This window comes from Phyllobacterium phragmitis (assembly GCF_002980495.1).
In the GTDB taxonomy this organism is placed as follows: domain Bacteria; phylum Pseudomonadota; class Alphaproteobacteria; order Rhizobiales; family Rhizobiaceae; genus Paramesorhizobium; species Paramesorhizobium phragmitis.
On sequence record NZ_PVBR01000037.1, the window covers coordinates 1 to 22,071 of the forward strand.

The 22,071-nt window shown below is 60.3% G+C and carries 16 protein-coding genes and 1 pseudogene; 6 read left to right on the forward strand and 11 right to left on the reverse strand.

Annotated elements, in window-relative coordinates:
- Nucleotides 1-262 precede the first annotated feature (262 nt).
- The 4 genes from C5748_RS25920 to C5748_RS25935 all read right to left on the reverse strand — a co-directional run bounded on the left by C5748_RS25920 (nucleotide 263) and on the right by C5748_RS25935 (nucleotide 4,100).
- On the reverse strand, nucleotides 263-976 hold the full coding sequence (locus C5748_RS25920; RefSeq protein ID WP_105745763.1) for a GntR family transcriptional regulator: 714 nt from the start codon (nucleotides 974-976) through the stop codon (nucleotides 263-265).
- 73 nt (nucleotides 977-1,049) lie between these two features.
- Nucleotides 1,050-2,603 carry a tripartite tricarboxylate transporter permease gene (locus C5748_RS25925; RefSeq protein ID WP_105745765.1) on the reverse strand — a complete coding sequence of 518 codons (1,554 nt, stop codon included), beginning with the start codon at nucleotides 2,601-2,603 and terminating at the stop codon, nucleotides 1,050-1,052.
- Between the two features lie 10 nt (nucleotides 2,604-2,613).
- Nucleotides 2,614-3,060 carry a tripartite tricarboxylate transporter TctB family protein gene (locus C5748_RS25930; RefSeq protein WP_105745767.1) on the reverse strand — a complete coding sequence of 149 codons (447 nt, stop codon included), beginning with the start codon at nucleotides 3,058-3,060 and terminating at the stop codon, nucleotides 2,614-2,616.
- A 62-nt stretch (nucleotides 3,061-3,122) separates the two neighbouring features.
- Complete coding sequence (locus tag C5748_RS25935; protein ID WP_105745769.1) at nucleotides 3,123-4,100, reverse strand: tripartite tricarboxylate transporter substrate binding protein; 978 nt, start codon at nucleotides 4,098-4,100, stop codon at nucleotides 3,123-3,125.
- 144 nt (nucleotides 4,101-4,244) lie between these two features.
- Between C5748_RS25935 and C5748_RS25940 the strand changes: the two genes are divergently transcribed.
- The 4 genes from C5748_RS25940 to C5748_RS25955 all read left to right on the forward strand — a co-directional run bounded on the left by C5748_RS25940 (nucleotide 4,245) and on the right by C5748_RS25955 (nucleotide 12,610).
- On the forward strand, nucleotides 4,245-5,972 hold the full coding sequence (locus C5748_RS25940; RefSeq protein ID WP_105745772.1) for an IlvD/Edd family dehydratase: 1,728 nt from the start codon (nucleotides 4,245-4,247) through the stop codon (nucleotides 5,970-5,972).
- A gap of 264 nt (nucleotides 5,973-6,236) precedes the next feature.
- Complete coding sequence (locus C5748_RS25945; RefSeq protein WP_105745774.1) at nucleotides 6,237-7,484, forward strand: alpha-hydroxy acid oxidase; 1,248 nt, start codon at nucleotides 6,237-6,239, stop codon at nucleotides 7,482-7,484.
- Nucleotides 7,485-7,868: 384 nt separating this feature from the next.
- Nucleotides 7,869-9,134, forward strand: a complete 1,266-nt coding sequence (locus C5748_RS25950) for a metallophosphoesterase family protein (protein WP_105745776.1) — start codon at nucleotides 7,869-7,871, stop codon at nucleotides 9,132-9,134.
- Nucleotides 9,134-12,610 (forward strand): AAA family ATPase, encoded by a 3,477-nt coding sequence (locus tag C5748_RS25955; RefSeq protein ID WP_105745778.1) that lies wholly within the window; start codon nucleotides 9,134-9,136, stop codon nucleotides 12,608-12,610. Before C5748_RS25950 ends, C5748_RS25955 begins: the two co-directional genes overlap by 1 nt.
- Nucleotides 12,611-12,746: 136 nt before the next feature.
- Here C5748_RS25955 and C5748_RS25960 read toward each other — a convergent pair whose 3' ends face one another.
- The 3 genes from C5748_RS25960 to C5748_RS25970 form a co-directional block, all read right to left on the reverse strand.
- A complete protein-coding gene (locus C5748_RS25960; RefSeq protein WP_105745780.1) occupies nucleotides 12,747-14,921 on the reverse strand; it encodes a xanthine dehydrogenase family protein molybdopterin-binding subunit in 2,175 nt (724 codons plus the stop codon).
- Nucleotides 14,922-14,931: 10 nt separating this feature from the next.
- On the reverse strand, nucleotides 14,932-15,402 hold the full coding sequence (locus C5748_RS25965; RefSeq protein WP_105745782.1) for a (2Fe-2S)-binding protein: 471 nt from the start codon (nucleotides 15,400-15,402) through the stop codon (nucleotides 14,932-14,934).
- A 293-nt stretch (nucleotides 15,403-15,695) separates the two neighbouring features.
- Complete coding sequence (locus C5748_RS25970) at nucleotides 15,696-16,136, reverse strand: c-type cytochrome (protein WP_105745784.1); 441 nt, start codon at nucleotides 16,134-16,136, stop codon at nucleotides 15,696-15,698.
- Between the two features lie 297 nt (nucleotides 16,137-16,433).
- On the opposite strand from C5748_RS25970, the gene C5748_RS25975 reads away from it, so the two are divergent.
- Both C5748_RS25975 and C5748_RS25980 read left to right on the forward strand, forming a co-directional pair.
- The gene (locus tag C5748_RS25975; protein WP_105745786.1) at nucleotides 16,434-17,153 is read left to right on the forward strand and encodes a response regulator; all 720 of its coding nucleotides are present in this window, start codon (nucleotides 16,434-16,436) and stop codon (nucleotides 17,151-17,153) included.
- Nucleotides 17,150-18,574: an ATP-binding protein gene (locus C5748_RS25980; protein WP_105745788.1), complete on the forward strand. Its 1,425-nt coding sequence runs from the start codon at nucleotides 17,150-17,152 to the stop codon at nucleotides 18,572-18,574. The genes C5748_RS25975 and C5748_RS25980 overlap by 4 nt, the downstream gene beginning before the upstream one ends.
- Before the next feature lie 43 nt (nucleotides 18,575-18,617).
- Here C5748_RS25980 and C5748_RS25985 read toward each other — a convergent pair whose 3' ends face one another.
- The 4 genes and pseudogenes from C5748_RS25985 to C5748_RS26000 all read right to left on the reverse strand — a co-directional run.
- Complete coding sequence (locus C5748_RS25985; RefSeq protein WP_105745790.1) at nucleotides 18,618-19,706, reverse strand: ABC transporter ATP-binding protein; 1,089 nt, start codon at nucleotides 19,704-19,706, stop codon at nucleotides 18,618-18,620.
- 10 nt (nucleotides 19,707-19,716) lie between these two features.
- A complete protein-coding gene (locus tag C5748_RS25990; RefSeq protein ID WP_105745793.1) occupies nucleotides 19,717-20,769 on the reverse strand; it encodes a carbohydrate ABC transporter permease in 1,053 nt (350 codons plus the stop codon).
- Nucleotides 20,769-21,794 (reverse strand): carbohydrate ABC transporter permease, encoded by a 1,026-nt coding sequence (locus C5748_RS25995; protein WP_105745795.1) that lies wholly within the window; start codon nucleotides 21,792-21,794, stop codon nucleotides 20,769-20,771. Before C5748_RS25995 ends, C5748_RS25990 begins: the two co-directional genes overlap by 1 nt.
- 172 nt (nucleotides 21,795-21,966) lie before the next feature.
- Nucleotides 21,967-22,071, reverse strand: a pseudogene (locus tag C5748_RS26000) (IS5/IS1182 family transposase); the annotation flags it as partial.

A 22,071-nucleotide genomic window follows, 5' to 3' on the forward strand; every position in this document is an offset into this window, starting at 1 on the left:
ATCTGCCATAAGTAAAAAGAAAAGCAATTACCGTACGAACAGCTCAAACTGCGGTCGATTCTCGGGACAAGCCCGAGAATGACGGCCAGGTGGAAGCTGTTTCAAGCTAGTCCTGACAGACTCTAGCAGCATTCGGCAGCTCACAAGACCCACATGGGCCAGGTCCATGTGGATCATCGATGATGGAGAAGCCGATGCCGACAATTCCCCCAAGGCGTGGTGTCGCCGCGTCCTGAAGCGGCTGCGGGATATCCGCACCATCTCAGGTGAAGCGGCTTCGGAACATCTCGATGTAGTGGTTCTTGGCGGGCGCTAGATGGGCGCGGCAAAGCGAGATGAGTTCGTTTCGGTTCTGCGTCCTGATCGCCTCAATCATTGCGAGATGGGCGCCGGCCGCCCATTGCAGGTAGGCTTTATCGTTCACGAAGATCGAACGATAGGCGTGCGACTTCTGCGCAAAGCTGTTGATCGCCTCGATCAGGGCGGCGTTGCCGCAGTGGGCGAACAGGGCCTGATGGAATTCGATGTTGGAGCGGAATACCCCACGCCGGTCTTCTTCCTGAATTGCCCGCGAATGACGATCCTGGATCGCCTCCAGTTCAGCAATGGCCGTTTCCGGCATGGGAAGCGGAATCAAGAACGCGGCATGGGACTCGAGAAGCTCGCGCACCGCGTTGATGTCCTCGACTTCCTCGGCCCGGTAAAGCCGCACGACAGCGCCCCGGTTTCGAACACGATCAACGAGTCCGAGCCGCTCGAGTTCGACCAGGGCCTGACGCACGACATGGCGTTTGGCCGCAAACCGGCTCGAGATTTCCTCCTCGATCAGCCGTTCACGGGGATGGAGGCGCCCGAAGACGATATCCTCCTCAAGTTGGGACGCGATCTCCAAAGAGGCCTCCTCACCGCTCTGGCGATTGGCTGGTGATGCTGTGTATTCGTCTTCGGGTTCGCCAGATGCGGCAGTGTGGGACATAGGTCTGAATGCTCCTGCGGTCTGTCATCCTCGCATCGTGGTGCGGAAGGGTTCCTCGATAGTTGATCGCGTCTCAGTCGCGGTTCCCCGCGATGTCGCTTTCGGCCGATGATATCGTATCTGCTCCCGGTGGATTTCGAAAGCGCCTGGCGATGGCGCCGAACAGCGGGGTAGCCTGCAGGATCGAAAGGAGGGCGATGGCTAGAAGGGTCGCTGAGATCGGGTTTTGCAGGAAGACCATCCAGTTGTTGCGCCCGATCAGCATCGACTGCTGCAACGTGGTGTCGAGGATCGGTCCGAGTATGAGGCCGATGACCAACGGCGGTGTCGGGATACGAGCCTGATCGAAGACGAATCCGATCATCCCGAAGGCTATCATCAGTCCGACGTCGAAGACGGAATTGTTGATCGCAAAGGATCCGATAACGGACAGCACGACGATGATAGGCCCAACGACCCGGTTCGGGATTTTGGTGACCGTAATGCAGGCGCGGGTGAACAGCAGGCCGACGATGAACAGCGCGATGTTGGCGAACATCACCGCCCAAAGCAGCGTGTAGGTGACGTCGCCATATTCAGTCATCAGCGACGGCCCGGGAAGGATGCCGTGCACCATCAGGCCACCCAGGAGGACGGCAGTCGACGACGATCCGGGAATGCCGAGCGAGATGGTCGGGATCAGTGCACCACCGACGACCGCATTGTTTGCAGCTTCGGGCGCCACGATCCCGGCCGGATAGCCGGTGCCGAACTCCGCCTTGTGCCTGGAAAAGCGCTTCGCCTCATTATAGGCGAACCAGGAGGCGGTATCGCCGCCGGTGCCGGGAATGAGGCCGACAAAGACGCCGATGAATCCGGAGCGGACGCTGTTGGGCAGCATCTTCAGAAATTCCGAACCGGTCGGCAACATGCGGTCACGGATGCTCGATACCCGCTCATTTTCATTGGAATTGCCCTGCACGATCAGCCGGATCGCCTGGGGAATCGAGAATAGTCCTATCAGTGCCACGGTGAAGTTGACGCCACCGAAGAGATCGAGCACACCGAAGGTGAAGCGCGGGGTGCCGGTTGTCGGGTCCATGCCGACGGTAGCGATGAGCAATCCTATCGCGCCCGAAAGCAGGCCGAGAATTGCAGATCCCTGGGACAATGAGCCGATGATCGTGATGCCGAGCACGGCAACGGCGAAAATCTCCACCGGCCCGAAATTGAGGACGATGCGGCCCAGCAGCGGCGCCACGGTCAAAAGGACTATCGAGGAGATGATGCCGCCGATCAGCGAAGCCGTCAGCGACAGGCCGAGGGCCTTGCCGGCCTGGCCCTTCTGCGCCATCGGATAGCCGTCGAGAACGGTTGCCGCGGCAGCCGGCGTGCCAGGCGTTCGCAGCAGAATGGCCGCGACAGAACCGCCATACATGGCCGCCAGGTAGAGCGAGGCCAGCATGGACAGCCCGGTCTCGGGGCGCATGGAATAGGTCAGCGGCAGCAGCAAGGCGATCGCCATCGTGGCCGAAAGGCCGGGCATCGCGCCTACGAACATCCCGATCAACGCACCCGCGAAGATCGCCAGGAGGTTAACCGGGTCTACGACGTTGGCAAGACCGATCCATAGGAAGGACTCGGGCATCTCGGTCTCCTCACACCGCCGGGTAGAGCGGAATCGACAGCTTCAGGAAATAGACGAAGACCCCCCAGATGAAGGCGGTCACCACCAGTGTCGTGAGAATGCTCGCGGTCCATCCAATCGGGCGCAGAACCGCCAGCGGAATCAAGAGAAACAGCGGCGTTGCGACGAGGTATCCGACGTGCCGGATGCTCCAGGCGTAAAGGATGATCAGGCCTGAGAAGCCGCCGCCGACAGCAATGTCGCGCCACTGAATTTCGGGAATGAAAACCAGCGTACCTTCGGCCTTCTGGCGTCGCCATGTGAAAAGCGTCTGCACGATGGCGAGAATCGCCAGGATCAGCACCACCCAACCGAGAATGTTCGGCAGCCGGGCAGCCGTTCTGGGATAGTTGGCCGCCTCGCTCCAAAAGAAGAAGACGGCTGCAATAGCCGCCAGAGCGACAAGGATACGACCCATGACATGAACTCCGGATGAGGAAATGGAAATGGGCGGGGCTCGCTCCTCCCGCCCACACGCCCCTACTGAGCCTTGATTTCATCCTTGATGTCGTTCCAGAGCTGCGTGTACTCGGCTTCCTGCTTCTTGAGGAAATCGCGATACTTGTCGCCCGCGATGAAGTCGATGTTCATCGCCTGGGCCTTGGCGGCATCCTGGAACTTCGGGTTCTCCGTCACCCTGCGCAGGCCGTCGATGAACTGCTGGCGAGCCTCCTCGGGAAAATCGCCTGGGCCGCTGTAACCGCGCGACGAACCGGCAACGAGTTCGTAGCCGAGCTCCCTGGCCGTTGGAACATCGGGAAGCTCCGGCAGCCGTTTTTCGGTGAAGACCGCCAGCGCCCGCAGATTGCCTTCCTTCACCTGGGGATAGGCAACTCCCACATTGGTAAAGCTCGCGTCGATCTTGCCGCCCATCGCCGCCGTCCAGGAAGGACCGTCACCCTCGAACGGCACCTTCTGCAGTTTCACGCCCGCCGCCTTCTCGAAGATGAGCGATGTGAAGAAGTCGTCGCCGCCGACACCTGAATTACCGACGGTTATGGTGCCGGGATTGTCCTTGGCCGCCTTGACGAAGTCTTCGAACGTTTTGAACGGGCTGTCCTTGGCGACGACCGCGACGCCGGGATCGGTGACGACGTTGGCGATTGGGGTGATCTCGTCGACGGTGTAGGTGATCGACGGGTTCATGATGTAGTTGGTCGTCAGCATTGGCGTGTTGGTAATGCTGACGGTGGCCCCGTCTGGCCTGGTCTGCTTGGCAAGCTGGGTCCAGGCGATGGCGCCGGTGGCGCCGGGAATGTACTGGTTGACGAAATTGACGCCCAGTTCCTCGGCGAGGAACGGCTGCACCAGCTGCGCCAGGGCGTCCGAGCCTCCGCCGGCCTTGAAGCCCTGCATGACATTGATCTCGTCGGCTGCCGAATAAGAGGCATCCTGGGCGAACGCGGGGGTGATGATAGCGGTGGTTGCGGCGAGCACCGCGACGATGGTCATTCTCATTGGAAACCTCCCGGTTGGATTGGCGCACTCCTCCAAGCGCGTCTCGAAACCTTATCGGTCCCTCTGAATATGTCAAACATATTGTTGACAATCTTGAGCGACATCTGTCTGCTCACCCGGCAAGGCAGTTAGGGAGTGTATGGAATGTCGGACGAGAACGGGCGCGGGCTGAAAAAGGGGCTGACGAGCTATGGCGATGCCGGGTTTTCGCTGTTCCTGCGCAAGGCCTTCATCAAGGGCATGGGCTATTCCGACGACGCGCTGGACCGCCCGATCATCGGCATCGTCGACACAGCCAGCGGCTTCAATGCCTGCCACGCCAACGTCCCCGATCTGATCGAGGCGGTGAAGCGCGGCGTCATGCTGGCCGGCGCCCTGCCAGTGCCCTTCCCGACCATCTCGATCCATGAATCCTTCTCCCATCCCACCTCGATGTTCCTGCGCAATTTGATGGCGATGGACACCGAGGAGATGATCCGCGCCCAGCCGATGGACGCCGTTGTCCTCATCGGCGGCTGCGACAAGACCGTTCCGGCCCAGCTGATGGGCGCTGCCAGCGCCGGTATTCCGGCGATCCAGCTCGTCACCGGGCCTATGCTGACTGGCAGCCACCGCGGCGAGAAGGTCGGCGCCTGCACTGATTGCCGCCGCTTCTGGGCCCGCCACCGCGCCGGGGAGGTCGATGCCGACGAGATCTCCGACGTCAATTCCCAACTCGTTCCCGGTGCCGGCACCTGCGGCGTCATGGGCACCGCCTCGACCATGGCGCTGGTGGTCGAGGCACTCGGCATGATGGCGCCCGGCGGCGCGACGCCTCCGGCCGTCTCGGCCGATCGACGCCGCATTGCCGAGACCAGCGGCGCGCTGGCGGTAAAGATGGCTGCGAGCGCCCTCACTCCCGACCGGATCATGACGGCGGCGGCTTTCGAGAACGCCCTCGCCGTGCTCCTGGCGACCGGCGGTTCCACCAATGGCATCGTCCACCTGGCGGCAATGGCGGGACGCATGGGACTGACGCTCGACCTCGACGCCTTCGACCGAATGGGCCGAAAGGTGCCGGTGCTGGTCGATCTCAAGCCATCGGGCCAGCATTACATGCAGGACCTCCATGCCGCTGGCGGCCTCGCCACCATCCTGCGCGAACTGAAGGACCTTCTGCATCTCGATTGCCTGACCGTTTCTGGTCGCACGCTGGGCGAAGAGATTGACGCCGCGCCTTCCGGCTGGTCCCAGTCGATCGTCGCGCCGGTCTCCGCGCCCCATTATCCCGAAGGCGGCATGGCGGTCGTGCGCGGTAATCTCGCGCCGGGCGGGGCCATCGTGAAGCAGTCGGCGGCAACGCCCGCCCTGATGACCCACACCGGACGCGCAGTCGTCTTCTCCTCGATCGCCGACATGGCAGAGCGCGTCGATGATCCCGATCTCGACGTCGACGCGGACGACATCCTCGTCCTGCAGAACGCCGGCCCCAAGGGCGCGCCCGGCATGCCCGAGGCTGGCTATATGCCGATCCCGAAAAAGCTGGCCGCACGGGGCGTCAAGGACATGGTCCGGATCTCCGACGCGCGGATGAGTGGCACGGCGTCCGGCACCATCGTCCTGCATGTGACCCCCGAGAGTGCCGAGGGCGGCCCGCTGGCGCTGGTTCGAACCGGCGATGTCATCGAACTGGACGTACCGAACCGGCGGCTGTCGCTGACCGTTTCCGAGGCCGAACTCGCAAAGCGGCGTGTCGATTTTTCACCGCCAGTGCATCCCGGCTCCAACCGCGGCTACAAGCGGCTGTTTCTCGAGACCGTCCTGCAGGCTGACAAGGGGTGTGATTTCGATTTCCTCGTGCCGCCATCCGGCGGAAGCGTGCCGGGAGATTGATCATGAGCGGGGACCGGCTGCCTTCGAACGTCAGGCAGGATTTGTCGCGGCGGCCGCGTGGGACGCCAAGATTGCCGATAGCGCACGGTTCGTCCGCCTACCGGCCAGCGCGCGTTGGCGATGCGCCGACTGCAGTTGCGGGGTGGTGTCGATCTCGCATCCGATGTGGTCGAGCGCCTTCAGCACTGCCTGCCGGACACACCCTGCGCGTCACCTGAGCAATTGTGGGTCGATCTGGGGATCAGGCTATGATGGGGAGGAAAAATGACGAACCAGACTACCACGCATGTCGCTTCGGACGGCCCTGCCGGGGTATCGGAGGCGCGGCGCGAAGAGCGACGTCCCCGCAGTCTTCGCGATGTGTTCAACCTGGAAGATTTCGAGGCGGCGGCGAGAAAGCGGTTGCCCCGCGGCGTGTTCGGATACATTGCCGGGTACGTCGAGAACGGCGCCGCCTTCCGGTCGAACAGGAGTGATTTCGAGGCGATCCGAATGATCCCGCGGATCCTTGCCGGTCTCGCTGCCCGCGACCAGAGCCGGACGTTGTTCGGAGAGCGATGGCAACATCCCTTCGGCATTGCGCCGATGGGTCTCAGTGCGCTCGCCGCCTATGACGGAGATATCGTTCTGGCGAGAAGCGCCGCAGCATGCGGGATACCAGCGGTCCTCAGCGCCACTTCGCTGATCAGTCTCGAACGGGTGGCCAGGGAAGGCGGGACCCGATGGTTCCAGGCCTATCTGCCGGGAGACGATACGCGCGTCATCGGCATGATCGATCGACTTGCAGCAGCGGGATATGAGACGCTCGTCATCACCGCCGACGTCCCTGTGGCAGGCAACAGAGAAGACTCCAAGCGTGACAGGTTCGGCGCGCCGATGAAGCCAAGCCTGAACCTGGGGCTGCAGGTCATGTCACGGCCGGGCTGGCTGTTTGGAACGGCTGCCCGAACGCTGAAGAACCACGGAATGCCGCATTTTGAGAATGCTGACGTCGATAGAGGCCCGGCGATCGTGTCCCAAAATGTGATCCGCTCTTTTGGCGGCCGCGGAACGTTCTCCTGGCGACATGCCGCGATCGCCCGCGAGCGGTGGAAAGGTAAACTGGTGATCAAGGGGGTGCTGTCACCGGAGGATGCCAGGCGTGCGAACGAACTCGGCGCCGACGGCATCATCGTCTCCAATCATGGGGGCCGACAGTTGGACTACGCGATCTCACCGGTGGTTGCCCTCCCTGCGGTCAAAGCCGAGGCGGGGAAGATGGCTGTCATGCTCGACAGCGGCGTCAGGCGCGGATCGGATGTTTTGAAGGCAATAGCTCTGGGCGCGGATTTCGTCTTCGTGGGGCGGCCATTCCTGTTCGCGGCGGCCGTCGCCGGCGATGCCGGCGTTCGGCACGCGGTGTCCCTTCTTTCATCCGAGATAGACAGAGACATGGCAATGCTCGGTGCCGCGTCCCTCGACGAGATCAATCAGCGGATGTTGGCTGATGACGCAGCCCTCGATAGGAAGTGACAATCATTCAAGGATTTGGAGCATTCCGTGAATCGCGGTCAATGATACAGGGATAGCGACTACGGAACTCGGCGCGCCTATGACGCGCATGACCGGCACTCCTGCAGGGGCCCGCAATAGGCGTGATTAAGGACCATTTTTCATATGGAACTATTGGGAGAACCATTTTTCATGTACTAGAATCAATTTTAAGGAGGACTGCTCCCAGCTTTGAGGAGCAAGGCACGGTTGCAAAAACCCAACCAAGTGGGGATCCATTTGGCGCTTCTCTCCAAGAACGATGCAGTGCCGCCAGCGCTTGGAGCGCCTGACAAAAAGCCGTCCTTCAAATTCGCAGCCAGCATCCATTGAGGACTGCCAAGAGCAGAGAATATAAACCCTTCCATGCCATTTCGCTTCGTCCATACCGCCGACATTCATCTCGATTCGCCGCTCCGCTCGCTGGCGCTGCGCAATAGCGAGCTGGCCGAACTGATTGGCGACTCCACCAGACAGGCCCTTATCGCCATTGTGGATCTCTGCCTCGAAGAACAGGTGGACGCTCTTGTTATCGCCGGCGATCTTTACGATGGCGATCAGACCTCGATGAAGACGGCACGGTTCCTGGCAAGCCAGATGGAGCGATTGCACCAGGCCCGGATTGCCGTCTACAAGATCCGCGGCAACCATGATGCATTGTCGAAAATCACCCATGAGCTGGTGTTGCCGCCGTCGGTGAAAATTTTTGGCGCCCGCGCGGAAGCGGTGGAATTCACCAGGGATGGTCTGGCGGTCGCGATCCACGGATTGAGCTTTGCCAAACCGCAGGCACCGGATTCGCTTCTGCCGAAATACAAGTCTCCGGTCTCGGACGCCATCAATATCGGCATTATGCACACCAGCCTCGCCGGTCCGTCGAACCACGATGTCTATGCCCCGTGCAATGTGCTGGACCTGCATGCCTCGGGCTTCGATTACTGGGCGCTGGGCCATATCCATCAGCGCACCCACCACCAGGGACCGCGCACCGTCATCATGCCCGGCATGCCACAGGGCCGCGACATCAACGAGGCCGGCGCCAAGACGGTTTCGCTGGTGACCGTTGCCGATGATCGCACGATCATGGTGGAGGAACACCTGACCAGTGTCGCTCAGTTCGAACGCGTGACGGTCGATCTCACCGGGATTTCCGAATGGCGCGATGCCGCAAGCACCATCGAAACCGCATTGGAGCAGCAGCGGGAGAACACCCCCTCGCCACACCTCGTCGCCCGCCTTCGCATCATCGGGCAGACGCCGCTTTCGTGGAAGCTTCGCCGCGACATCGACCTGTTGCAAACGGAGGCCGAGCAACGCGGCGAGCGGATCGGCCGGACCTGGATCGAAAAGCTGGAGCTTGCCGTACAGCCGCTTGAGGAAACCGGCAAGGCCACCGCCGATCCGGTGATCGAGCTTGGCCAGCTGATGCGCGATGATGTGATTGCGCGGCCCGGTTTTCGCGACGAAGTCAGTGAAATGGTCAACGAACTGCTCGCCGATCTGCCACCGGAGAGCCGGCAATTCGCGGGCCATGACGAAGCGAGCTTCAAGGCGTTCATCGACGACTTGCTGCTGACAGGCACCGACGACATTACCGCCAGGATGAAGACCGCCGATCGGGGAGAAAGCTGATGCGTCTTCGCCGGCTGGACCTCACCCGCTACGGGAAATTCACCGACCATTCGATCGATTTTGGTCAGGTTACCGGGGGCACGCCGGATTTCCACATCATCTACGGCCTAAACGAGGCCGGAAAATCCACGATCTTTGCGGCATTCCTCGACCTGTTGTTCGGCATTCCGGAGCGCAGCGGCTATAATTTCCTGCACCCGTACAACGCGATGAAGATCGGCGCACGGCTGGAATTCGATGGTGCCGAACATGAGCTGATACGGCTGAAACAGCGCAGCGGCAGCCTGGTGGATGATCGTGGCCAGCCGGTGAACGAAGCGATGCTTGCGGGTGCGCTTGGCGGCATCGGCCGCGACGCTTACCGGACGATGTTTTCGCTGGACGACCAATCGCTGAAAGACGGCGGCAATGCGATTATCCAGAGCAAGGGCGAGCTTGGCGAACTGCTGTTTTCCGCCAGTTCCGGCCTCGCCGGCTTGAGCAAATCGCTGGTGGCCGCAACAGAGGACGCCGGCGCAATCTACAAGAAGCGTTCTTCCAGCACGAAAATGGCCGAACTGAAGCGGACGCTCGAAGCACTGAAGAACGAACGCAACACAATCGATACTTTCGCAACAGCCTATGCAGCGCTGACAAACAGTTTTCAGCAGGCGAATGCATCCTACGGCGCAACGACGAGCGAACTGGCCGAGGCAAAGGCACGGCACCAGGAACTGGCGCGCATTCTCGGCGCCCTCCCCTTGGCAACCGAGCTTGCCCGCCTCACCAGCGATCCCGCAATCCTTGGCGATCTTCCCCGGCCACCCGCCGAATGGTTTTTGCTTCTGCCCCAGCTTTCGCGCGACGAAACGCGGTTGCAGGCGCTTCTTGAATCCGCCGATCGCAATATCCAGCAGCTTGCCAGTGAAATCGACGAGATCAACGTCGATGAAAAAGCGCTGGCGATCGCAGCCCATATCGAGATGCTCGACAATGGGCGCGCACGCTATCGCGCGGCCGAGAACGACCTACCGAAACGCAAGCTTGCCTTCGCCGAGCAGGACGGAATGCTGTCGCGGCTTCTGGCGGATCTCGAGCAATCCGGCCATGCCCATCCCGAGGCGCTGCTGCTGCCGGCCTCTTCCACCGGCATCATTCGCGACCTGATCGAGAAGCGCTCCGGTATCGATGCCGAACTGGCAGCGGCCGAGCGTGAACTCAAACGCACGCGCGAAACGCTTGGGCGGTTGCGCGAAGAGGGAGCCGCCGAGTTCGATTCCGGCATGACGATCGGCCCCGAATCGCTGGCCCGGATCGAGGCGGCGCTTGCCAGATTGACCGGCTCCGATCTGTCGTCACGCCTTGCCGTCGAAGAACGGGCATGCGCCCAGCTGCAACGCGGTTTCGAAAACCAGCTTGCTCTGCTCGCGCCCTGGTCGGGCGATGCGAGCGACCTGCGGGCGTTGAAATCCGTGGAAGGCCGCCAGATCGAAACCTGGCGCACGCAAGCCGCAGCGATCGAAAAGCGGGTGGCTGACCACCAGAGCAAGCACCGCGATCTCGTCACCGAACAGACATTGGCAAAAGCCCGGACTGCCGCGTTTGCGGCCAGTGGCGCGATCGATGATGGCGAGGCCCATAGCCTCCGCGCCGAACGCGATGCCGCTTGGCAGGCCCACCTTTCAACACTGAATCGCGCCACGGCTGAGTTGTTCGAAGAGAGAATGCGGCGGGACGATACGGTGACGGCCGACCGGCTTTCGCGGGCGCAGGAATTGGCCGAGCTTCGCCAGTTGATGCAAGCCACAGTGACGACTGCAGCGGCGATCGAGCGGCAGCAGGCCTTGCTGGATGAAGCACGGACCGAATACGCCTGCCTTTCCGAAAAGATCGGCGCCCTGCTACCGGATGCTCTTGGAGCTGGACCGGACGCGCTGGAATGCCTTGCAGCGCTTGAAAGCTGGACCAGCAGAAGAAGCGACACGCTCTGCGCATGGGACGATCTGCAAAAAGCCGAGGACGAGATCGAGCAGATCAAGTCGCAACTCGAACGCCATGGCGCAGAGCTTGTCAGCGCCCTGAGGGATGCAGGTGCCGAGGCTGTCGACCATCTGCCGATCGGCGAACTGGCGCGCGCGGCAGGCGATTTCCTCACGCATATCAAGACCCGGAAGGCTGCAAAGGCGAGCCACGAAAAGGCACTCATCGATCTGGCCCGCGATCTCGCCGAGCGTGAACGCGACCATGAAGACGCGAAGGCCGCCGCTGATGCATGGCATCAGGCCTGGGGGCAAGCTCTTGCAAAGACATGGTTTGTGGATAAGGCCGGCTCGGTTGCCGCCGTTCGCGAAATTCTGGCTGTATTGGCGACGCTGCCCGGCATTTTGAAAGAACGGCAGGACATGGCCCAGCGTGTGGCCGCGATGGAACGAGACCAGGCAGAGTTCCGAGCCGAGATGACCGCCATCCTTGGCGAACTCGACGGTATCACCCGGATCGACGATACGCTTGACGCCGCCAACGCCCTCGTCGACCGCCATAATGCCGCGCTGCGAAACCAGCAAATCCGGGCCGACAAGCAGGCAGACCTCGAAAGGCTGATCGACAACCGGCAAAAGCTTATGGAAGATCTGGCGGTTCACAATGCTCAAAAGGCTGAGCTGACCGGCTATTTCGGCACCGATACGCTTGCAGCGGTCAGCGCCTTCCTTGAGCAGGCAAAAGAGCGGGAGCGGGTCGAAAAACGCATCGCCGAGCTTCGCGACCAGATCGCCCAGGGCCTGCGCACCGCCAGCCATGAAGAAGCGCAACGGCTTCTCTTGGAAATCGACGTGGCCGATGTGGAGCGCAGCGCGATGGAACTATCCGTCAAAATCGACGATCTGACCGAGCGCGCCAAGCTGCTTTACGCCGAGATGACCCGCGCCAAGGACAGGCTGGATGCCGTGGGAGGCGACGATGCCGTTGCCCGGATCGAGGCAAAGCGGCGCACGATCTTCCTTGAGATCGAAGATCACGCGGTCCGCTATCTGACGTTGCGGGCCGGAACGCTCGCCGCAGAACAGGCGCTGCACATCTACCGTGAAAAGCATCGCAGCTCGATGATGAACCGTGCCTCGGAAGCGTTCCGGCTGATCACCGGCGGCAATTATTCCGGTCTTGCGACGCAACCGGACAAGGACAAGGAGATCCTGATCGGCGTGGCGCGAGATGGCGGATCGAAGCTTGCGGATACCATGTCTACGGGCACGCAGTTCCAACTCTATCTGGCGCTTCGGCTTGCAGGATACGAGGAGTTCGCCGCTGTGCGGCCGGCCGTTCCGTTCATCGCCGACGACATCATGGAAAGCTTCGACAACCCCCGATCTGAGGAAGTATTCCGACTGCTGGGCGAGATGAGCAGGGTTGGCCAGGTGATTTACCTGACACATCACTGGCACCTTTGCGAAATCGCTAAAGCCGTCGTTCCGGACGTGAGTATCCACGAGCTACTATAGTTCCCGGCTCTCGCTCCCGGTGTTGGCTGCGCATGAAAACCTCCTGGATGTGAAATCGCGACCCATATTGGTGCTTCCGCGTATCCGCGCGGAGCACCTCTTTTCGCCTGTTATGGCTGTGGGCGGCCTTGCGCCGTTATGCGAGGTTGCTGTTCTTAAGAGGCAGCTGGCGGATCCGCCTGCCGGTAGCGGCGAAAATTGCATTCAGAACTGCCGGCCCGGCGACGGCGATGGTAGGTTCGCCCACCCCGCCCCAGAAGCCGCCGGATGGCATAATGATGGCTTCGACTTCGGGCATCTGCTCCATGCGCATCACCTCGTATGTATCGAAATTCTCCTGTTCGACACGACCACCGCTGATTGTGCATTCGCCATAAAGGCAGGCCGACAGGCCATAAACGAATGATCCCTCGACCTGTCGCTCGGCCTGAGCGGGATTGACGATATGACCGGGATCTGTCGCAGCAACGATGCGATGAATCTTCAATTGCCCGTCGACGATGGAGATTTCAGCCGCCGCCGCCACGTAGCTGGCAAACCCCATGATTTGCGCCAAGCCGCGATAGACGCCTGAAGGCGCCGGTGTTTCCCAGCCGATTCGCTCCGCAACGGCCTCGAGGACAGCAAGGTGTTTCGGATGATTAGCCATCAGCTTGCGCCGGAAGTGCAGCGGATCCATCCCAGCCGCATGCGCAAGCTCATCCATGAAGCATTCGACGTAAATGGCATTCTGGTTGAGGTTCACGCCACGCCAAAAGCCGGGGGGAACAGGGGGATTTCGCATGGCGTGATCGATGCTAAGGTTTGCAACCGTATAGCCGAAAGCACCATCGCTGCCGCCGTCATTCAATCCCTGGAAGACGACGGGGTCGTGACCTCTTTCGCCAACGACCTCAGGACGCAGCGAGGAGAGAATGGACTGGCCGCTCAGGCGCATGTGAAACGCGGTGATATTGCCTTCGGCGTCGAGCGCTGCCCTCAATCTGCACTGCGTGGTCGGATGATAGGCGCCGTGAAGCATGTCTTCTTCACGTGACCAGATCACTTTGACCGGCGTGCCGGGATATTCCTTGGCGAGAATGACTGCCTGGCGAACATAGTCCTCTCTGCTGCCACGTCTGCCGAAGCCGCCACCAAGATGCAGTTTGTAAACCTCGCATTGCTCGATCGGAAGGCCGGACGCTTTTGCCGTCTCGACAAGGCTTGCTTCCCCATTCTGCGTCGGCACCCATACCTCGCATTTGTCCTGCGAGTATCGCGCCGTGGCATTCATCGGCTCCATCGTGGCATGGGCCTGATAAGGATAAGAATAGGTTGCCGTGACGACATCGGCCGCTCCTTCGAGTGCCGCCTGAGCATCGCCGATCACGGTACCGGCAAAAGCATCGGTGGCGTCCAGGCCCTCCGCGAGCATCTCGGCTATGGAGGCGCTCGTGACAGCGATATTGGGTCCATCGTCCCAAACGACCGGCAGCGTGTTGAGTGCCGATTGCGCCTGCCACCAGGTGTCCGCGACAACGCTGACTGTCGCCTCGTCGATCTGAACAACCTTGCGCACGCCCGGCATGGCCGAAACGGCTGCGGCATCGAAGCTTTTGAGCTTTCCTCCAAAAACCGGACATTCCTTCACAGCGGCATTCAGCATCTCTGGCAGCATCAAATCGATGCCGTATATCTGTTTGCCGGTTAATTTGTCGGCGGTATCAAGCCGCGGAAGTGACTTGCCGGCTATCTTCCAGTCCTTCGGATCTTTGAGCACTATGTTGCCGGGGGGTGGCATCTGTGCGGCGAGCGTTGCAACAGCGCCATACCGTTCGGTGCGCCCTGAAGCACCGTGGGTGATGATGCTGTTGGCTGCCGAACATTCCGATGCCGGCACATTCCACACACTTGCGGCGGCAGCGATCAGCATCTCGCGTGCGGTGGCCCCGCCCTGCCTCACATATTCATGCGAGCCACGAATGCCGCGGCTGCCGCTTGTTGAAAAGCTGCCCCATACACGGTCACGACGAAGGCTTTCACCAGGTGTCGGATATACGGTCGTGACCTTGGACCAATCACACTCGAGTTCTTCGGCGACAAGCTGGGCCAGTCCCGTCAGCGTGCCCTGCCCCATCTCTGAGCGGACGATGCGGATAACGACGGTATCATCCGGATGGATCTCCACCCAGGCATTGATTTCCGGCATAACGTCTGAGGCGGCATCCTGCGCATTTGCCGGAAACGGTACATGAAACCCGAGTGAAAATCCGCCTGCCGTAGCAGCAGTCCCGATCAGAAAATTGCGGCGTGATAGCGTGGTTACATTCATCGTTCTGTCCTCAACCTTTGTTGGTCTCGCTGCCGTTTGCCGCGGCAAGCTTGATCGCCGCCCGCACCCGGTTGTAGGTTCCGCATCGACAGATATTGGTGATTTCCGCGTTGATATCGTCATCCGTTGGATTCGGATTGGTCTCCAGCAACGCCGCAGCCGCCATGATCATGCCGGCCTGACAGTAGCCACATTGCGGCACGTCGAGCGCAAGCCATGCCTGCTGCACCGGATGACCACCGTCCGTGGAAAGGCCTTCAATCGTGACGATCCGTTGTGTTGCGTCCAACGCGCTCACCGGCATGACGCATGAGCGTGCTGCAACGCCATCGATCTGCACCGTGCACGCGCCGCACACGGCAATGCCGCAACCGAACTTGGTACCTGTCAGTCCGGCCTGCTCACGCAAAACCCATAGAAGAGGCGTTTCAGGATCGACGTCGATATCTCGAGCGACCCCGTTGATGTTGAGTTGAATCATGACACGCTCCAGTTTCCATACAGTCGGAGAGGTGATGGCGGGCCCGCCCCGCCATCACTTGCTTCTTGTGTGATCCGGATCAGCTGGCGTTTTTGTCCGCCTCTGCAGCAGATCGATCGGCTGGGGCAAGGGTCTTCGATTCAGAGCTCGCGGATTGAAGTTTCACGCAACCAGATCCTTGGGCAAACGCACTGCCTGTGGCTGCAAGAAGACCGGCGGCGGCGACAAATACAATGACGGAGTTCTTCATAATGTCTCACTTCTCGTTGGAGTTTCGATTGCCTGAGACCCGGTCATTCGGTTGTCAGGCTGCTATCGGGGCTATTGCCCGCCTCTTCCCCCGCTTGACCCGCGGCGGGAAGATTTTGGAGATAGGCGATGATGGCCGAGCGCTGTGCCTCATCGCGAATGTTGACGGTCATCGTCGTGCCCGGAACGGCCTGGCGGGGGTTGGAAAGATAGGCATGAAGCCTCTCTTCATCCCAAACGAAGCCGGAGGAGCTCAGCGCCTTCGAATATCGGACGCCTTGGACTGTCCCCGCCTGTCGGCCAAGAAGACCGGAAAGATGAGGTCCCAACCGGTTGTCACCGTCCTTTGCGCCGTGGCAGGAGCCGCAGCGGGTGCGGAAAAGCCGCTCCCCTTCCGCATTTGCCGGCTCTTGTGCCGGACTTGACCCGACAGTGCACAAAGACACCGAGAGAATGAGCATCGAGCCAAGGCGGATAGTTTTCATGGGCAGTTCTCGCGTATTCGAATGCGCTGATCGTTTCGACGCGTGAAGACTACCTGCCGTTTGTCGCAGAGTTGTGCCTGACCAACCGGGGAATTGTCGCAAAATGTAGCAAATACCGGCGGGCAGGCGGGATTGGGGTGTGCTGGAGAAACGGCCTTGGGTAACGTCGCCTCACACGGTTTAGGGCGCACGGTTTCGTCTGCCGTTGGCAAACTTTGATACACTTTTTGGGATGCCGGGAATTAGCCGCTATTCTATAGTCCCGCTTCTGCTTCAATCGTTTTGGGACTCGGCGCTATGCAATCCGCACCTCACATCGTCGTCGTAGACGATCATGGCGACATTCGCGACCTTGTCGGAAAGTATCTTGCCCAGCAGGGCTATCGCATCAGTGTTGCCGAGAGTGGAACCGCGCTGCGGCGTATCCTGGAACGTGGCGCTCCAGACCCGATCGTTCTCGATGTCATGATGCCGGGCGAGGATGGGCTGTCGGTTTGTCGCCAACTGCGCAGCACGATGCAATTGCCGATCATATTTCTCACGGCTATGGCGGATGACACCGATCGCATCATTGGTTTGGAACTCGGCGCCGACGATTACCTCACGAAACCGTTCAACCCGCGCGAGCTTCTGGCGCGGATCAGAGCCGTCTTGAGACGGGTCAACAGTCTTCCACCGAATCGAGAGGCCATAAAGGCAAAAACCGTACAATTCGATCACTGGCAGCTCGATGTGGGCCGCCGGGAACTCATCGGAGGCGATGGTGTCGGAATAGCGCTCAGCACGGCTGAATTTCGCTTGCTCAAGGCCTTCCTGGAACATCCCGGTCTGGTTCTCAGTCGTGATCAACTTCTCGATCTGACCGCAGGTCGCTCGGCCGACTGTTTCGATCGCAGTATCGACAACCAGGTCAGCCGGTTGCGCAAGAAGATCGAGCTCGACCCCAAAAACCCTGCAATCATCAAGACCCACTGGGGTGGCGGTTACAGCTTCTCCGCGGAGATAGCGTCGGCATGATGCGCTGGTGGAAAAGGAGCCTTGCAGCGCAGTTCATCGGCCTCATGCTGCTTGCGCTCGTCATATCGCAGGCCCTTGCATTCTTCATTTCATGGGATGAACGCGACAAAGCGCTGCGGGCGGCAGCCAAGGGAGAGTTTTTCAGCCGCACCACATCTCTTGCAACGCTACTTGAATCGATCCCCATCGGATTCCGCGAAGACGTCCTTCTCGCAAGCGGAACCGGTTACACGCGCTTTTGGATTTCAGCCACAGATCCGGTCGATGCCGATGGATGGCGCAGGGAAGCTGTAGCGCAGCTGGAAAAACCGCTCCCGAACCTCCTTGACCTTCAAAAGAAGTGGCAGGTGGAACCAAAGAGCCCGCCTGTGAAACTTGGCTATGAATCAGGTCCCTTTCGATCCGCGAACGCTTCCGAGAACTGGGCCGTTTTGGCATCGGGCCGTTGGCCCCTGCCCCACCCGGCAAAATTTCTGTATTTCGATGGCTCGAAGGGGATGGGTCTTGCCGTTCAACTCAGCGATGGCACATGGCTGAATTCCGCCTATCACAAAGTCCTGCCGAGCACGCTATGGAACACCCAGTCGCTGTTTTCACTGGGTATCACGGCTTTTGTCCTTTCGATCATCGGCGTCTTCATAGCCAACCGCATTACCAGTCCCTTGCGAGGGCTGGCGTTAGCCGCTGAAGCCCTTGGCCGGGGCGAGACAGTGCCGAACTTGCCCGAATCCGGACCCGACGACATTCGCCAAACGTCGGAAGCGTTCAATCGGATGCAGTCCCGGCTACACCGCTTTGTCGAAGATCGCACGCGCATGCTTGCAGCCATTGGCCATGACTTGCGTACGCCGCTGACATCTCTTCGCCTTCGCGCCGAGTTTGTTTCCGATCCGGATCTCCAGCAGAAAATGCTGGCAGCCATCGATGAAATTCAAACGATGACAGAAGGTACGCTCGCCTTGGCGCGGGGAGAAGCAACCATCGAGGAAACCAGAACGATCGACCTCAACGCGCTGGTTGGGAGCCTTTGTGATGATCTCGCCGAGTTGGGGCAGGATGTGGAGTTTGAGGAAGGAGCGAAAGCGAACTATCGATGCCGACCTGATGGCTTGCGCCGCGCCATCCGCAACCTGGTCGAAAACGCAGTGCGCTATGGCGGGAAGGCGCGGGTGTCTGTTCTCCATACGTCGGCCACCATCGACATCGTCGTCGAAGATGAGGGCCCAGGCATCCCTGAAACCGCAGCCGAACAGGTGTTCGCGCCCTTCTTCCGCCTCGAGCAGTCCCGCAATCGCGACACCGGCGGCGTCGGTCTTGGCCTGTCCATTGCCCGTGCGATCGTTCGCCATCACGGGGGAGACATCATTCTTTCGCAAATCAAGCCCGGGCTGCGTGCTTCCATATGCCTTCCGAAAAGATAAGCGGACTTGCGAAAGCTTCCCCGTGAGCGCCCGTGGAAATGTGTCAGGTTCCGGAAAGCCGTGAACCATCTTTGTCGAACAGGTGAAGGTCTTTGGCGTCGAACGTCAGCCGGATCTCCTCGCCGGATGCAAGGGCGTGCTGGCCGGCGAGCACGGCCAGCAGCCGTTCGCCTGTCGACACGCGGGCGTGGACGACGGTTTCCGAACCAAGTCCCTCTACAAGATCGACCTTGGCACCGATGCCCGGCTCATCCGGTCCAGCCAGACGGATATGCTGCGGACGAACACCGACGGTAATTGCCTGTTCCGTCATGTCATCATCCGCCTTGCGGGGAAGCGTCAGCGTTTCTTCGCCGAGCACGGTCACTGTCGTACCCTCGCCGCCGGCGGCAACAATGCTTCCCGACAGGAAATTCATGCTCGGTGCACCGATGAAGCCGGCGACGAACCGGTTGGCAGGCGTGTTGTAAAGTTCGAGCGGCGTTCCGACCTGCTCTATCCGCCCTTTGCGCAGGACGACGATGCGGTTGGCGAGCGTCATCGCCTCGATCTGATCGTGCGTGACGTAAATCATCGTCGTCTGCAAACGCTTGTGCAGGGCGGAGAGTTCGGCGCGCATGGAGATGCGTAATTCCGCGTCGAGGTTCGACAGCGGTTCGTCCAGAAGGAAAGCGGTCGGGTTGCGCACGATCGCGCGGCCGATGGCGACGCGCTGGCGCTGGCCGCCGGAGAGCTGCCCGGGCCGACGGTCGAGATAATCGCCGATTTCCAGCATGCGCGCAGCCTCGGCTATCCGGCGTTCGATCTCTATCTTCGGCATGCGGGCATTTTCAAGCCCGAAAGCAAGGTTCTGCTTCACGCTCATATGGGGATAGAGCGCGTAGGACTGGAAGACCATGGCGAGACCGCGGTCGGCCGCCGGCACGTCGGTGACCAATTTGCCGTCGATGCAGATGTCACCGCTCGTCGGCTTGTCGAGGCCGGCGATCTGGCGCAACAGGGTCGATTTCCCGCAGCCCGACGGTCCGACGAAAACAACGAATTCGCCATCCCTGATGTCGAGGTCGATGCTCTGCAACACCTTGACCGCGCCAAAAGATTTGGTGATTTTTTCAAGTGTGATCCGACCCATGCCGCGCTCCTTACTTCAGACCCGTTGTGGCGATGCCCCGGGCGATAAACTTCTGCAGAAACACGAAGACGAGGATAACCGGGATCATCGTGACCACCGTCATGGCCAGAATGTACTGCCACTGCACGTTGAGCTGCCCGGCATAGACGTTAAGCCCGACCTGCAGCGTATAGAGCGACGAACGGCTCAAGACGATCAGCGGCCAGAGAAAGTCGTTCCAGCGCCAGACCACCGAAAAGATCGCGAGGACCGCAAGCGCAGGTGCTGCAAGCGGCAAAACGATGCGCCAGTAGATCTGCCATTCCGACGCCTTGTCCATACGGGCGGCATCGATCAGTTCGTCGGGGATGGTCAGCATGTACTGCCGCAGCAGGAAGACCCCGGTCGGGGTGGCTACCGTGGGCAGGATGACACCCCAGAGATTGTTGAAAAGCCCAAGCGCCGAGACAACGGAATAGAGCGGCACCATGATGACGCCGAGCGGCACCATCAATGTCCCGACGATGATGATCAGGATCAGGTTCTGGCCGCGGAACTTGTATTTCGACAGCGCGAAGGCGGCCATCGAGTTGATCACCAGGGTGATGATGGTCGCCATGACGGTGACGAAGACCGAATTCCAGAGGTAGCGAAGGAAATCGAATTGCAGGAACGGCTCGGTATAGTTGGACGTGGCAAACTCCACCATGTCGACCGGCTTGCGATCGTTGATGTTGATCTTGTGGACCGTTTCCGGACTTTTCGGATCGATCATCTGGGCGATGATGCCGACGCGGCGCTTCTCGGCGAGCCTGGCCATCGTGCCGTCCGGCAGCGTCACCTCGTAGAGCGGCAACGGCTTGTCGAAACCTTCGACGCGAACCTCCTGCGTCACGTAGGGCAGGATGGTCGGTGGAAACTTGGAAAGGGCCGCCGGCGATTTGAACGAGGAAAGCGTCAGCCAGACGGCCGGGCCGAACATGATGAGCAGCCCGCCGATCAGCCACACCCAGGTAGCGACATCGGTCCAGTGCCAGCCTTCGCCGCCACGCCGGCGGGTGATGAATTGCCAGACGGTCGCCATCAGCTTTCTCGCTTCTTCTCGTTGCGGCGGGAGGCCGCCATCTGCATAAGGGTGAGCACCACCAGAACGGCGCCCATGAGGATCGACGCAGCCGCGGCAAGACCCGGATTCTTCAGCTCGGAAGCGAAGCCCATCTCGTAGATGTACTGAATCAGATACATGGTACTGGTGCCCGGCCCGCCATGGGTCAGCACGAAGACTTCGTCGAAGACCTGCACGGCGCGGATCAGCGCCAGCACCAGGACCACGACGAGGTTCGGCATCAGGAGCGGCAGCGTGATCCGCCAGAAGATGCGAGAACGCGACGTGCCGTCCATCTGCGCCGCCTCATAGAGATCCCTGGGGATCGCCTGCAGGCCGGCAAGCAGGATCAGCGTATAGAAACCCATATGCGCCCAGATCGAAACACCGATTGTGGCGGCAAAGGCCGTTGTGCGTTCCGTCAGCCAGTTGAACTGTTCGGCGCCGAACAGTTCATAGAGAATGAAATTCAACAGCCCCTGCCGCTCAAGGATCCAGCGCCAGATGAGACCGGTGACGACCGGCGACAAGAGAACAGGAAAGAAGAAAACGGCGCGCCAGAAGCCGCGGCCGATGATCTCACGGTTGAGAATGACCGCGGTAATCAGGGAGACCAGGATCATCAGCGTGACCTGGATGACCACGAATGAGGCCGTGTTGCCGACAGCCGTCCAGAACCCGTCCTGAAGGCAGCTGTTCGGGTCGAGGTAATCGGAGCAGGAGAAAATCTCGCTATATTGCTGCAGGCCGACAAACCGGCGCTGGTCGAGGAATATCTGCGTCCCGCCCGTCATCGAGTAGACGAAGTTGATGACGAAAGGGATCAGTATGAAGACCGTGAAGACAGCCATGTTCGGCAGCAGGAAGAACGACGCCATGCCCGTTTGGCCCGCGACCTTCTGCAGTCCTCGAAGCGGGATGTCGATAATCCTCATGACGCGCCCGACGACAGCCAAAACCAGCGAACCGGCAATGCTTCGGATTCCTCTTCGATTGTCAGCCATTCACGCCATCTCCGAGCGCCGGCACGCCGAGCGCGCCGGCTGAACCGTCACTGCATAATTTCCTTAATCGGAATCGATTTAAGGATAAAATTATGCAGCATTTAAAAATGTTAGAGCGTCCTTTGCGCGTCCAATAGGACGCGCGGCGCTCTAGGTCGTAGTGACGATTTAACTATTTGAGCCAGATGGCGATTGCGGCGAGTTTGACGAACCCCATGAAATTGGAGAGGAGCTTGTCGTATCGAGTTGCGACGCGTCGGAACTGTTTGAGCTTGTT